The organism is Nocardia sp. CWNU-33, from assembly GCF_046764895.1.
Classification (GTDB): Bacteria; Actinomycetota; Actinomycetes; order Mycobacteriales; family Mycobacteriaceae; genus Nocardia.
Window position 1 is genome coordinate 193,654 of the sequence record NZ_JBKOQN010000007.1, and the last position, 12,913, is coordinate 206,566.

General features: G+C 66.2%; 14 protein-coding genes. 6 read left to right on the forward strand and 8 right to left on the reverse strand.

What is annotated here, in order from left to right; translation table 11 throughout:
• Nucleotides 1-92 precede the first annotated feature (92 nt).
• Nucleotides 93-476 carry a hypothetical protein gene (locus ACLMAL_RS12060; protein WP_411999139.1) on the forward strand — a complete coding sequence of 128 codons (384 nt, stop codon included), beginning with the start codon at nucleotides 93-95 and terminating at the stop codon, nucleotides 474-476.
• A gap of 123 nt (nucleotides 477-599) precedes the next feature.
• Here ACLMAL_RS12060 and ACLMAL_RS12065 read toward each other — a convergent pair whose 3' ends face one another.
• Complete coding sequence (locus ACLMAL_RS12065) at nucleotides 600-1,409, reverse strand: hypothetical protein (protein WP_411999140.1); 810 nt, start codon at nucleotides 1,407-1,409, stop codon at nucleotides 600-602.
• 395 nt (nucleotides 1,410-1,804) lie between these two features.
• Nucleotides 1,805-3,850: a M3 family metallopeptidase gene (locus ACLMAL_RS12070; RefSeq protein WP_411999141.1), complete on the reverse strand. Its 2,046-nt coding sequence runs from the start codon at nucleotides 3,848-3,850 to the stop codon at nucleotides 1,805-1,807.
• A 123-nt stretch (nucleotides 3,851-3,973) separates the two neighbouring features.
• Here ACLMAL_RS12070 and ACLMAL_RS12075 point away from each other — a divergent pair, with 123 nt between their 5' ends.
• Both ACLMAL_RS12075 and ACLMAL_RS12080 read left to right on the forward strand, forming a co-directional pair.
• Nucleotides 3,974-5,206, forward strand: a complete 1,233-nt coding sequence (locus ACLMAL_RS12075; RefSeq protein ID WP_411999142.1) for an acyl-CoA dehydrogenase family protein — start codon at nucleotides 3,974-3,976, stop codon at nucleotides 5,204-5,206.
• On the forward strand, nucleotides 5,203-6,258 hold the full coding sequence (locus ACLMAL_RS12080) for a phosphotransferase family protein (protein ID WP_411999143.1): 1,056 nt from the start codon (nucleotides 5,203-5,205) through the stop codon (nucleotides 6,256-6,258). Before ACLMAL_RS12075 ends, ACLMAL_RS12080 begins: the two co-directional genes overlap by 4 nt.
• Here the strand turns inward: ACLMAL_RS12080 and ACLMAL_RS12085 are convergent.
• Nucleotides 6,219-7,424 (reverse strand): MFS transporter, encoded by a 1,206-nt coding sequence (locus tag ACLMAL_RS12085; RefSeq protein ID WP_411999144.1) that lies wholly within the window; start codon nucleotides 7,422-7,424, stop codon nucleotides 6,219-6,221. The genes ACLMAL_RS12080 and ACLMAL_RS12085 overlap by 40 nt on opposite strands.
• A gap of 74 nt (nucleotides 7,425-7,498) precedes the next feature.
• Between ACLMAL_RS12085 and ACLMAL_RS12090 the strand changes: the two genes are divergently transcribed.
• Nucleotides 7,499-8,257: a DeoR/GlpR family DNA-binding transcription regulator gene (locus ACLMAL_RS12090; protein ID WP_411999145.1), complete on the forward strand. Its 759-nt coding sequence runs from the start codon at nucleotides 7,499-7,501 to the stop codon at nucleotides 8,255-8,257.
• A gap of 239 nt (nucleotides 8,258-8,496) precedes the next feature.
• A complete protein-coding gene (locus tag ACLMAL_RS12095) occupies nucleotides 8,497-9,513 on the forward strand; it encodes an NADP-dependent oxidoreductase (protein WP_411999146.1) in 1,017 nt (338 codons plus the stop codon).
• 3 nt (nucleotides 9,514-9,516) lie between these two features.
• Here ACLMAL_RS12095 and ACLMAL_RS12100 read toward each other — a convergent pair whose 3' ends face one another.
• The 4 genes from ACLMAL_RS12100 to ACLMAL_RS12115 all read right to left on the reverse strand — a co-directional run bounded on the left by ACLMAL_RS12100 (nucleotide 9,517) and on the right by ACLMAL_RS12115 (nucleotide 11,689).
• A complete protein-coding gene (locus tag ACLMAL_RS12100) occupies nucleotides 9,517-10,503 on the reverse strand; it encodes a zinc-binding dehydrogenase (protein WP_411999147.1) in 987 nt (328 codons plus the stop codon).
• A 2-nt stretch (nucleotides 10,504-10,505) separates the two neighbouring features.
• Nucleotides 10,506-10,928, reverse strand: a complete 423-nt coding sequence (locus tag ACLMAL_RS12105) for an organic hydroperoxide resistance protein (RefSeq protein WP_411999148.1) — start codon at nucleotides 10,926-10,928, stop codon at nucleotides 10,506-10,508.
• Between the two features lie 31 nt (nucleotides 10,929-10,959).
• The gene (locus ACLMAL_RS12110) at nucleotides 10,960-11,394 is read right to left on the reverse strand and encodes a MarR family winged helix-turn-helix transcriptional regulator (protein WP_411999149.1); all 435 of its coding nucleotides are present in this window, start codon (nucleotides 11,392-11,394) and stop codon (nucleotides 10,960-10,962) included.
• Between the two features lie 154 nt (nucleotides 11,395-11,548).
• Nucleotides 11,549-11,689, reverse strand: coding sequence for a hypothetical protein (locus ACLMAL_RS12115; RefSeq protein WP_411999150.1), 141 nt, complete (start codon nucleotides 11,687-11,689; stop codon nucleotides 11,549-11,551).
• A gap of 26 nt (nucleotides 11,690-11,715) precedes the next feature.
• Between ACLMAL_RS12115 and ACLMAL_RS12120 the strand changes: the two genes are divergently transcribed.
• Nucleotides 11,716-11,934, forward strand: a complete 219-nt coding sequence (locus tag ACLMAL_RS12120) for a helix-turn-helix domain-containing protein (protein ID WP_411999151.1) — start codon at nucleotides 11,716-11,718, stop codon at nucleotides 11,932-11,934.
• A 2-nt stretch (nucleotides 11,935-11,936) separates the two neighbouring features.
• Here the strand turns inward: ACLMAL_RS12120 and ACLMAL_RS12125 are convergent, their stop codons facing one another.
• Nucleotides 11,937-12,788, reverse strand: coding sequence for an SAM-dependent methyltransferase (locus tag ACLMAL_RS12125; RefSeq protein ID WP_411999152.1), 852 nt, complete (start codon nucleotides 12,786-12,788; stop codon nucleotides 11,937-11,939).
• Nucleotides 12,789-12,913 lie beyond the last annotated feature (125 nt).

Here is a 12,913-nt window from a genome sequence, read left to right on the forward strand (position 1 = left end):
CTTCTCGGGATTGTCATCTACTATCTATCTCAGTAGATAGATTGCTGTTGGACGGCGACCAGCGCACATCGGAGCAGAAAGGCAAAGAGGCCATGAAGCGAGGTGGGTCGAGGGAGAAGACGGTCGCCTTGATCGTCGGAGCTTTCGCTGCGGGAACGGTGGTTGCGTCCGGTGGTGCGGCAGCGGACCCCGGGGCGCGCGCGGACCACTCGAGCAGCGGTCGCAATGCCGATGGCGGCGGCGACTCGGTCGGCAGGCACAAGATCGACCCCTACGGTTACAACCACGTCGACGCCAACCCCCTGCGGCAGAACGAGCATCAGCAGAATCTCCGCGAGTACCACCAACGGCAGAATCGGCAACAGCCGACCGAGAACGTCACCGGTTCCAACGCGGGATCCCAGAGTTGGACGCCGATGGCGCGGCCTGACGGCAGCGGCTGGACCGTGTGCCCGCCCATGGCGAGCTGGTGCTGACCGCTTGGTACTTACCCGGAACCTGATCTGACCGCAACCGGCACGAACACCATTGCAGGACTGCGGTGTGCGTGCCGGTCACGATCTGGTCCGCCACTCGTAGAGTCGAGTGGCGGCAATGCATCAGGCCAGGTCTGCCTGCTGTGGGCCGGGGGCTGGTTGCGGGTCTACGGCGCCGATGACTGCGCCGACGCCCGCGCCGGCCACTGCGCCGACGGCCGCGCCGATTGCGATGAAGGGCGCCGCTACCATTGCGTAGCCCATCGCAGCACCTATTACTGGTACGACCAGGAGGCCTGCCGGCGCGAACGGCAGCCCGGCGACGGCGCCCGCGAGTGCACCGATGATCGCACCGCTGAAGGCGATCGGACTGGCGATCATGGAGCCGGCGCTGGCTCCGACCGCAGTGCCGACCGCGGTGCTGCCGATAACGTGCTCCGCGATTCGATCAGAACGCGCAGGCTCGATTCCCGCCGAAGTGAGGCCCTGCGCCAAGGCGGCTTGCGTGCCCTTGGCCGCATCGTTGATCTGCTGACCTTGCTCGGAATTCAGCCACTCGGGTCGGTCGATCTCGACGTCGCCGATGCGGATGCGGTTGTTCAATGCCTCGGCCGGTGCCACCGGCTGAGCAGGAGCGGTGCCATCCGACGCAGGGGGCACCGCCGGATCGACGGTATCGGCAACGGGTGTCGCGACGAGTGCGTTCGTGCTGCGGGCAGCGAACGATCCTGCGGCGAACGCGAGGGGATCACCGATGGTCACCTGTCCGTACGGCGTCTGCACGATCGCCGCATCGGCAGGCGATTGCCGATCGGCGCCGGCGGGAGCGGCGCCGATCACGGCGAGGGACAGGGGAAGTGCGCCGACGACAAAGAACGAAGCCGCGCGGGCAGCGAACGGACGGACCGGAGTCCGGTGATGATGTAAGCCCATGAATCTCCTCATTCTGGCTAGCGATTGGTTTCTATCGCATTCGTAGCCAGGGGTCGTCCGGATCTGTATCGAAGGACCCGAAGATATTTGCGCCGGTCGACCTGCCCCGATCGGCGACCGAGGCCGCCGATCCACCCGTGCCCCAGCGGGGGAGCATGGCTCGACCAGTCCGCGGGCGCGGGTGTCCGGTCCGGTCGCACCGAATGCTGCACGGTGGCTTGAACGCCCTCCATCACGAGCATGAGTTGGTTCGTCGGCGTCGCGGGCTCGGTGGCGGAAACCATCTCGGCGAATCCGCTTGCCAGAAGCCCGAATCGGTCCCGCACCCACGGGTAGTGACGTCCAATTGGTTTGCTATGTCGAGCGCGTAGCGGGTGCGGTGGCACGAGGCCCTCTCAATCGACCAGTCCCCGTCGAACCAGGAGTGGCTCGATCTCCGGTGCGCGGCCCCGGAAGGACGCGAATGCCTCGAGCGGGTCGACCGACCCACCGCGGGAGAGCAGTTCGCGACGGAACGCCTCGCCTTTGTCGCGGGTCGAGGCGGCACCGTCGTTGAACCACTCGACGGTGTCCGCGTCGAGCACTTCGCTCCAGATGTAGGAGTAGTAGCCTGCCGCATAACCGCCCGAGAAGATATGTGCGAAGTAGCCTGTCCGGTATCGCGGTGGGATCGTCTCCATTGCGAGGCCCGCTTTGCGGAGCGCCTCCTCCTCGAAGGTTTCGGCCTCCACGCCCGCCAGCGCATCGGGTCCGGGCGCGCGGTGCCATGTCCAGTCCAGCAGTGCCGCGCCGAGATACTCGACGGTGCGGAAGCCTTCGCCGAATCGTTCTGCCGCCGCCATGCGTTCGACGAGTTCGGTGGGCATCGGTTCGCCGGTGTCGATGTGCTTGGCGTAGTTGGCCAGTATTTCCGGGCGAGCCATCCACATTTCGTTCACTTGTGACGGGAACTCCACGAAGTCGCGCGGTACTTCGGTGCCGGAGAAGAACGGGTAGTGCACGTCGGAGAACAGTCCGTGCAGTGCGTGGCCGAACTCGTGGAAGAGGGTCCTGACGTTGTCCCAGGTGAGCAGCGCGGGCTCGCCCGCGGGTGGTTTCACGATGTTGAGGTTGTTGACCACCACCGGCTGTGTTCCCAGGAGCCGAGATTGGCTGACGAGTGCGTTCATCCAGGCTCCGCCGCGCTTGGACGGCCGGGCGAAGAAGTCGCCGAGGAACAGGCCGAGCGCGCTGCCGTCCGCGTCGAATACCTCGAAGACCCGGACCTCCGGGTGGTAGCCGATCAAATCCGTGCGTTCGCGCAGGGTGATCCCGTAGACCTGCTCGGCGGCGAAGAACACACCGTCGCGCAACACCCGATCGAGCTCGAAATAGGGGCGCAGCGCCTCGGCGTCCACCGAGAACCGTTCGGCCCGAACCTTTTCCGACCAGAACTGCCAGTCCCACGAGCGCAGCTCGGGTTCGGCACCCCGGGCCAGCATCGCGGTCACTAACTCGCCCGCCTCCCGCTCCGCGTTGACCACTGCGGGCGGAACCAACCGGCCCAACATCTCCTCGACCGCCTCGGGGGTCTTCGCGGTCTGGTCCTCGACCGCGTACGCCGCGTGGTCGGAGTAGCCGAGCAGTGCCGCGCGCTCGGCCCGCAGGGCGGCGATCCGGACGGCGACGCGTCCGTTGCGGCCGTCCTCGCCTACACCGCGACCCAGCGAGGCCGCCATCACCCGCTGCCGCACGTTTCGGTCGGCCAGTTCGGCGAGCACGGATTGGTTGGAGAAGTTCTGCAGGCTCAACGCCCACGCCCCCTCGCGTCCGAGTGAACGAGCGTTCTCGGCCGCGGCGGCCACCGCCACGGGCCCGAGCCCAGTCAATTCTTCCGCGGTCTCGACGACCAGCGCAGCTGCATTGGTGGCGGCCAAGTTGTTCTGCCCGAATTCGGTTGCCGCCGCGGCAAGTTCGGCGTTGAGCTCACGCAAACGGACCTGTCCCGCGGCATCCAGTCGGGCGCCCGCCCGGACGAACCGGATGTGGTACTGCTCGAGCAGCCGCAGTTCCTCGGCGTCAAGGCCGAGCTCGTCGCGCCGTCGATACAGCGATTCGATCCGGGCGAAGAGCGCGGGGTCGAGATAGATGGCGTCGCGGTGCGCGGCCAGCTTCGGAGAGATCTCGGCCTCGATCGCGTCGGTGCCCGCACTGGAGTCCGAGCTTGCGATATTGAAGAAGACGTTGGTCACCCTGGTGAGCAATTCCCCCGAACGCTCCAGCGCGACCACGGTATCGGCGAACGTGGGTTCCGCATCGAGGGACGTGATGGCGGCGATCTCGGCCAGCTGCTCCACCATGCCGCACTCGAACGCAGGCAGGTAGTGCTCCTCGCCGATCTCGGCGAACGGAGGCAACTGGTAGGGAAGCGTGCTGCGCTCGAAGAACGGATTGCTCGTCATAGTGGAAACCTTATGCCGGGACAGCGTGGGCTCGTCAGGGGTTCACCTCCCCGCACCGCCCGCGGCCGGCCGGGCCGCGTGCGGGCTATTGAACAGCGGTCAGTAAGTGCATAGTGTCGGATCATGGACTTCGCAGCATCGCCGCGCGCGGCCGAGTATCACGGCAAGGTGGCCGACTTCATCGCCGAGGAGATCGAGCCGGTCGAGGAGCAGTATCTGCGGACGTTGCGGGAGTTGGACAACCCGTGGGTGGTCCTTCCTGTTATCGAGGAGCTGAAGACCAAGGCGCGTGAACAGGGTCTCTGGAACTTTTTCCTGCCCAAGGCGTACTCCGAGGCGACCGGACAGGGCGCGGGGCTCAGCAATGTGGAGTATGCGCCGCTGGCCGAGTTGATGGGACGCCATCTCATCGCCCCGGAAGTCTTCAACTGCAATGCGCCCGACACCGGCAACGCCGAGGTGCTGGTGCACTACGGCAGCGAGGCTCAGCAGCGTGAGTGGCTGGATCCGCTGCTGGCGGGGGAGATCCGGTCCGCGTTCTGTATGACCGAGCCGGAGGTAGCCTCCTCCGACGCCACCAACATGGCTGCCACCGCGGTCCCGGACGGCGGCGACATCATCATCAACGGCCATAAATGGTTCTCCACCGGCATCGGCCATCCGAACTGCAAGTTCGTGATCTTCATGGGCCTGACCGACCCCGAGGCGCACCGGCATGCCAGGCACTCCATGGTGATCGTGCCGGTCGGCACACCGGGCATGAAAATCGAGCGGATGCTCGAGGTGTTCGGCTACCACGACGAGCCCTACGGGCACGGCGAGGTCAATTTCGATAATGTGCGCGTGCCGCGTGAGAACGTGATCGCCGGTCTCGGAAAGGGTTTCGAGATCGCGCAGGGCCGCCTCGGCCCCGGGCGCATCCACCACTGCATGCGTACCATCGGGCTCGCCGAACGCGCACTGGAGATCGGCATCCGGCGCGCTATGGAGCGCACTGCGTTCGGCAAGCCCCTGGTCAACCTCGGCGGAAATCGGGAACGGATCGCCCGCGCGCGGATCGCGATCAATCAGGCGCGACTGCAGGTCCTGCACACCGCCTGGCTGCTGGACACCGAGGGCGCTTTCGGTGCACTTTCGGAGCTTTCGCAGATCAAGGCGTCGGTGCCGAGCATGGCCTACGAGGTGATCGACATGGCGATCCAATTGCACGGTGCCGGCGGCCTGACCAACGACTTCCCACTGGCCGGAGCACTCGCGGGCGCACGGTCGCTGCGGCTGGCGGATGGGCCTGACGAGGTGCACCTCGGCGTCGTCTCGCGGATCGAGCTCGCGAAGTACAAGACGCTCGACCGATGAAAGAGGAGCTCATCGACACCGCGGGCGCGGTCCGCGACGAGGACGCCTTCGATGTCGCGGCCGTGCACGACTGGCTCTCGACGCAAGTGAATGGGTTGGTCGGAACTCCGATCGTGCGCCAATTCCCCGGTGGCGCATCGAATTTGACCTACCAACTGTCCTACCCGGACCGGGAGCTGATCCTGCGCAGGCCGCCGGGTGGGCATCGCGCGGCATCGGCGCACGATATGCACCGCGAGTTCCGCGTGCAGAGCGGTCTGAAGCCGGCATTCCCGTATGTACCGACGATGGTGGCGTTCTGTGCCGACGAGTCGGTGATCGGCTCGGACTTCTATGTGATGGAAAAGTTCGAGGGCCTCATCCTGCGCCGCGACATCCCCGCCGAACTCGAACTCGGGCCCGCTGCGTTGCGCGGCTTGTGTATCGACATGATCGACAAACTGATCGAGCTGCACCAGGTGGACATCGAGGCGGTCGGGCTGACCGACCTCGGTAAGGGCTCCGGGTATGTGCGCAGGCAGATCGAGGGCTGGTCGGATCGTTACCGCAAGGCGCGCACCGAGAACGTGCCCGACTTCGAAGAGGTCATGGCTTGGTTGTCGGCCAATCAGCCCGACGATGTAGGAACCTGCCTGATCCATAACGACTATCGGTTCGACAACATCGTCTTCGATGACGATCTGGATGTGCTCGGCATCCTGGATTGGGAAATGGCCACCCTCGGCGACCCGCTGATGGAGCTGGGCGCCACGCTGACCTACTGGGTGCAAGCCGATGACGACGACTTCATCCAGCAACTCCGACGCCAGCCGACCCATGTGCCCGGCATGCTGACCCGAGCCGAGATCATCGACTACTACTCGCGCACAACCGGTCTGCCGGTGGACAAGTGGACCTTCTACGAGGTGTACGGCATCTTCCGGCTTGCGGGCATCATCCAACAGCTACACCGGCGCTTCCACGACGGCGGCACCCACAACCCGGTGTTCAAGGACTACTGGATGTTCGTCGGTTACTTGGAGTGGCGCTGCAAAGAGGCCATGGGTGCATGAGTTCGAGGCGCACCCACCACGGGCTCGGCCTGCAGGATTCCGGCCGAGGCGGCGGCAATCAGACAGAACGCCACCGGTAGGAAGAAAGCAAGTCCGAGCGGCACGAAGTGCGTCAGAGGGCCGATGACGGCGGGCCCTGCCAGCACACCGAGGTAGCCGAGGCCGGCTACCCGGGCGACATTGGCGCCGGCAGCATTTCGGTCGGCATGGCCTGCCGCGCTGAAGAGTTGGGGAATGCAGCCGGACAGTCCGGCGCCGAACACTGTCCATCCAGTCAGGGTCAGCGCAATCCACGGCGACAGTGCCACTGCGGCGAGGCCGAGCGCGGCCACGGATGCGCCGGCCCGCAGGACGGCCGTCGGCCCGAAGCGCGCGGCGACTCGGTCGGCGAGCATCCTGCCGACGGTCATGGCGGTCGCGAACGCGCCGTAGGCGAGGGCGGCGGTGGCGGTGGGTGCCGCCAGGGCATCTCGGGCATGCAGCGCGCTCCAGTCGTTGGCCACGCCTTCGCAAAGCATGAGCATGAGGGCGAGTGCAGCGAGCAGCCAGATGCGCCGAGGCGTGCTGCGCGGCATGTCCGATGCGAAAGCCTCAGGGGTGTGCCGGATTTCGGGTCGCAATAGCGCGGGAGCGGCTAGTGCGGCGACTATGACGCCGACCAGTGCCGCCGTCGCGAGGGTTGCCGCCGGGTGCCGATCCCAGCTGAGTGCGCGCGCGCCGATCAGCGCGGCGACGACGCCACCGAGTGAGTAGGTGGCATGGAATGCGGACATGACCGGACGTTGATAGCCGTGCTCGACCTGGACAGCGTGGGCGTTCATGGCGACATCGAGACAGCCGTTGCCGAACCCGAGTGCCAGCAGCGCCGCTCCCAAGATCCAGACGTTCGTGGCCGACCCCGGCAGGACCAGGGTTGCACTGCACAGTGCCGCGCTGACCGGAACAACGACGCGGGCGCCGAAGCGGTCGGCGAGTGGGCCCGCGACCTGCATGCCGGCGAAGGCGCCCGCGCCGAGCAGCAGTAGCAGCCAGCCGAGGACGGCATGCGTGATGCTGACTCGGTGCTCGATGGCGGGGATGTGGACGACCCACATGCCGATGATGAACCCGTTCAACGCGAAGTACGCGAAGGTGGCCATCCGCCCGGCCGGTAGCGATCTGTGCATGCATTCGAACATATCGCACATCATCTGTGTTCGTAATGTTGACTTTCGAACATGAATTCTGTTCAATCGTGAGTGTGTCCAGCACTGATCGACTGCAACGGATCACCGACGCCGTGCGCCGAGCGGGCCGGCTCGGGGTGGTGGAGTTGGCCGAACTCACCGGCGCCTCCGAAATGACCATCCGGCGTGACCTGGAGACTTTGGCAGGCCAAGGTGTCCTGGAGCGATATCGCGGCGGGGCTCGAAGTCTATTGCTGCGCGGCGACGAGCCGCCTTTCGCGTTGCGCGCATACGAGGGCCTGGCGATAAAGCAGCGCATTGCCGCCGAAGTCGCCGAGCTGATCGCCGACGGTGAATCCGTCGTGATCGACAGCGGCACCACATGTCCCGAGGTGGCCCGGGTGCTCGACCACCGGCGGCTGACGGTACTGCCGCTGTCTCTGCATGCGGTGAATGCACTGACTGCGGCACCGATGTTGACCCTGCTGGTGCCCGGAGGCAAGCCGCGGCCGGGAGAACTGGCGATGACCGGCCCGCTGGCTCTAGCGTCGTTGGCGGCGTTGCGTTTCGACACCGCCGTTCTCGGCTGCTGCGGCCTGACCGCCGCCGACGGCCTGACCGCCTACGACCTCGACGATGCGGCCGTCAAGCGCGCCGCCATCGCTTCGTCGCGGCGCGTCATTGCCGTTGCCGAATCCACCAAACTCTCCCGAACCGCCCTCGCTTTCGTCGCCCCGGCCTCCGCCCTGCACGCCGTGGTCACCGATGAGTCGGCAGACGCCGACGAGACCGCAGCGCTGACCGACGCGGGCGTCATTGTCCGAAAGGTGTGAGCGTCGCACCGTGTAATGCGGTACTACTCGCTGGTTGTCCACCCGCCCGAACTGAAACCGGGTGTGCCTGGACGGAGCGACTCCCGGCATGGTGTTGTGTCGGCCTTCGCTCGGCCTGCCCGAACCGCGGGTGGACGCTGCTCGGGCGGTTGCGATCAGGCGGCTGTCTCGCCTCCATACGGTCTGATGTGGGCGTTGAACAGACCCTGTCGAGGCTGCGTCCCACTAGGGTGAACGGCATGGTCGAATCGACGAGAATCGTGCTTGCGTCCCGTCCGGTGGGTGCACCGACCCCGGCGAACTTTCGTACCGAGACGGTGGAACTGCCCGCCCCGCGCGAGGGCGAGGTGCTGTTGCGGACGCTGTACTTGTCGCTTGATCCGTACATGCGTGGGCGGATGAGTGCGGCGAAGTCCTATGCGCCGCCGGTCGAGGTGGGCGGGGTGATGGTTGGCGGCACGGTCGCCGAGGTCATCGAGTCGCGCGATCCCGCGCTCGCGAAAGGTGATGTGGTGCTGGCCTATTCGGGCTGGCAGTCCCATGATATCGCGCCGGCGGGCAGCGTACGCAAGCTGGATCCGGACGCAGTGCCGGTCTCGACGGCGCTCGGTGTGCTGGGGATGCCGGGATTCACGGCGTATTCGGGGTTGTTGAAGATCGGTCAGCCGAGGCCGGGGGAGACCGTGGTGGTCGCCGCCGCGAGCGGGCCGGTCGGGTCGGCGGTCGGTCAGATCGCCCGGATCAAGGGCGCTCGGGTGGTGGGGATAGCCGGTGGGCCGCAGAAGTGTGCGTACGTGCGCGACGAGCTCGGCTTCGACGCCGCCATCGACCACCGAGCGCCGGACTTCGTGGAGCAACTACAGGCGGCCGTGCCGGACGGCATCGATGTCTACTTCGAAAATGTCGGGGGTGCAGTGGCCGATGCGGTCTTTCCCCTGCTGAATACCTATGCGCGCGTACCGGTCTGCGGTCTCATCGCCAACTACAACGCGTCCGGCGTGCCGGAAGGGCCGGATCGACTGCCCGGCTTCTACGGCCGAATTCTGACCAAGAGCCTCACCGTTCGCGGATTCATCCAGAGCGAGTTCGTGAAGGAGATGTTCACAGACTTTCTTCGCGACATGTCCGGCTGGATCGCCGACGGTCGGGTCCGCTATCGCGAGGACCAGGTCGAAGGCCTCGAGCATGCTCCTGAAGCGTTCATCGGCATGCTCGAGGGCCGCAACTTCGGCAAGGTCGTGGTGCGAGTCGGGTAGCGGCTACACCGGCGCGGGCGACAGTGCGATCTTCGCGCTCCGTCCAGGGGTTTCGCTGGCCGCCGCCGCATCCGCCGCGGCTTCCAACGGATACACGGCCTCGACGTCCAGGCGCAAAGCCCCGCCTGCCGCCATCCCGACCAATTCGCCGATCAGTCGGCGCATATCGTCCGCGCTGGTGTTCTCGGCCCGCTTGGAACCCCAAAAGCCTTTGACCACAGCCTGTTTGAAGATCATCGCGCCCGGATTGATGATCAGCGGCTGTCCGGACAGCGCACCGAAGGAGATCAGCTCACCGTTCGGCGCGAGCAGCGACAACAGTGCATCGGCTGCGCGGCCGCCGACCTGGTCCACCGCGCGGACAATCGGTGCGCCCGACGTGGATTCGGCGGCACGCTCGGCCCAATCATCGGTTTCGGTGTCGACTATCGGATCGAAACCCAACCCCTGCAACGCCTGCACCGACGCGGGCCCGCGCACCAGATTCAGCACGTGGATGCCCCGTTGCCGCGCAAGCACATTCACCAGACGGCCGACCGCGCCGTTGGCGGCATTGACAGCAATCCAATCGCCGGGCGATACCTGCAGATCTTCCAGCAGCATCAACGCGCTGAGCGGCATCGCCAGCAGCTGTGCGGCGGTTTCGTCGGAGACGGTATCGGGCAGCGGGACCACCTGTGTGGCCCTGGCGACGAAGAACTCGGCCCATGCTGCGTGAATGCCGGAAACGCTGACGCGCTGACCGATTTCGAGACCGGTCACGCCTGGTCCGAGCGCGTCGATCCGGCCAACGGCTTCGGTGCCCGGTATCGCGGGCAGCGTCGGCTTGTAGCCGTACACCCCGCGCACGATAGCCAGATCGTGATTATGAATCGGCGCGAGGATCAGCTCGAGCCGCACTTCACCGGCGCCGGGTTCCGGCGTCGGCCGTTGTGCGGCGGTCAGTACATCTTTCGGTTCGCCGAACTGCTCGATGACTACGGCGCGCATGATCAGTCCTCCGCGACGACGACGGCAACGGCGATATTGCCCCGGGTCGCGTTGGAGTACGGGCACACCTGGTGGGCCTTGTCGGCCAGCGCCTGCGCCGCGTCGGTGGTCAGGTGTGGCAGCGAGATCTCGAGGGTGACCGCGAGCTCGAAGCCGCCCGCCTCGTTCGGGCCGATGCTTACCTTCGCGCCGACCGCGGAGTCGTCGACATTCGCGTTGGTCTGCTTGGCAACAAGGCGCAGTGCCGAGTGGAAGCAGGCCGCATAGCCCGCCGCGAACAGCTGTTCGGGATTGGTGCCCTCGCCGTTGCCGCCCATTTCCTTGGGGATCGACAGGTTCACATCGATCTTGCCGTCGGTGCTGCGGGCGTGCCCGTCGCGCCCGTCGCCGGTGGCGAGTGCCTCAGCGGTGTAGAGGATCTTCATGCCTGTTCTCCTTCGATCGGAATGGGACAGCTCAGAGATGCGAAAGCAGCGAATCGGTCATGCGCCGCAGGATTTCGCGCAGTGTCGCGAGTTCGTCCATGGTCAGGCCCGCGGCCTCGGCCATGCCGGCCGGGATCGCGACGGCCTCGGCCCGCAACGCGCGGCCACGCGCGGTCAGCTGGACATCGACGCGACGTTCGTCGACGGCAGACCGCCGCCGTGCCACCAACCCTGCCGCCTCCAGCCGCTTGAGCAGCGGTGACAGGGTTCCGGAGTCGAGGGCGAGTGCATCGCAGAGATCGCCGACGCTGCGGTCGTCGCGCTCCCACAGTGCCAGCATCACCAGGTACTGCGGGTAGGTCAGGCCCAGGCGTTCGAGCCGTGGGCGGTAGACCGCGGTCATCGCCCGTGACGCCGCGTACAGCGGAAAGCAGATCTGCTCGTCGAGGGTGAGGTGCTCGGTCATGCCCATAACGGTAGTGGGCAATTAGGTTGTGCACAACCTATTAGGTGGTGCTTCGTGTCACAGCCACTACTCGTGGTCGGCAACTGCCGGGGGAGGCGGTCATTGCGCCGCTACCCCTGCCGAACTCGTCGGCCCTCGACCCGAATCGAGGGTGTCAGCCGGTGACCTGTGCGATCCATTCGACGAGATCTGCTTCGACCTCGTCGCGGTTGAGCTCGTTGAGGATCTCGTGCCGGGCGTCGGGATAAATGCGGTAGGTGAGGCCGGTCAGCCCTGCGTCCCGATAGCGTTGCACCGCAGGTCGCTCAGCTTCAGGCCGGCATGAGTGCATCCGGTTCGGCCGGCGAAGCCGGCCGCCGACTGTATGTGCACGCCAATACCGTTCGATATCGGATCCGCCGTGTCGAGGAGCTGACCGTGCGATTGCTCGGCGACCCGCAGGCCGTGCTCGATCTCGGGGCCGCGGTACAGGCGCTCCCTGTGCTCAGCGGTTCCGCCGCGCCGCCGCCGGTCGGTTCCGCAGCTGTGTACGGCACGTGATGTCAGGGCTTGCGGCCGATACCGGCCCAGTACCAGGCGGATTCGGGGTCGACAGGTGTCTGCGCCGGCCCCGTGGGTAGGTGGCCGGTCAGTTCCGGTCGCCAGGTGACGACGGGAACCACGCCCGGTTCGATGAGCTCTGTTCCGGCGAATAGTCCCTCGGTTTCCGCGCCGCTGCGGGGGTGGAAGGTGATGCCCGCTTGTTGCGCGGAGTGCACTACGCGGGCCATGGCGCGGGCATCGAAATCGGCGGTGGGGTGGGTGATGACGAGGTAGCTGCCGGAGGGGGCGGCGTCGAGCAGGGTGCCGATCACTCCGTGCGGGTCGTCGGTGTCGCGGAAATACATCATGATCGCGACCAGCATGATTGCGACCGGGCGGTCGAAGTCGAGGGTCGCGGTGCGGGCGGGATCGGCGAGGATGGATGTCGGGTCGTGCAGGTCCGCGTGGATGAACGCGGTCTTACCCTCCTGTGTGCTCGACATCAGTGCCCTGGCGTGTGCGAGGACGATGGGGTCGTTGTCGACATAGACCACGCGTGCCGCGGGATCGAGACGCTGCGCGACTTCGTGCGTATTGCCCGCGGTCGGGATGCCGGTGCCGATATCGAGGAACTGGTTGATGCCCGCCTCGCCGACGAGATAGCGCACGGCTCGGCCGAGAAAAGCCCGATTGGCACGGGCCATGCTGCAGATGGCGGGGATATGGGAGGCGATCGCGTCCCCGAGGGCTCGGTCGGCCGGATAGTTGTCCTTGCCGCCGAGCCAGTAATCGTAGACGCGCGCCTCGTGTGCGACGCTCGTGTCGATCTTGGTCGGCAATCCGGTAATGGTCTGATCCTGGCTGTCCGGCATAACGATTTCCCTCCACGGAGCCGCCATCGTGCAGCGACTCCCTACCGCGAATTTTCCGCTCAGGATATGCCTGGCGAACGCCTGGCATGGGCAATTGCGCTGGACGGACTCCGGATCCAGGGTGT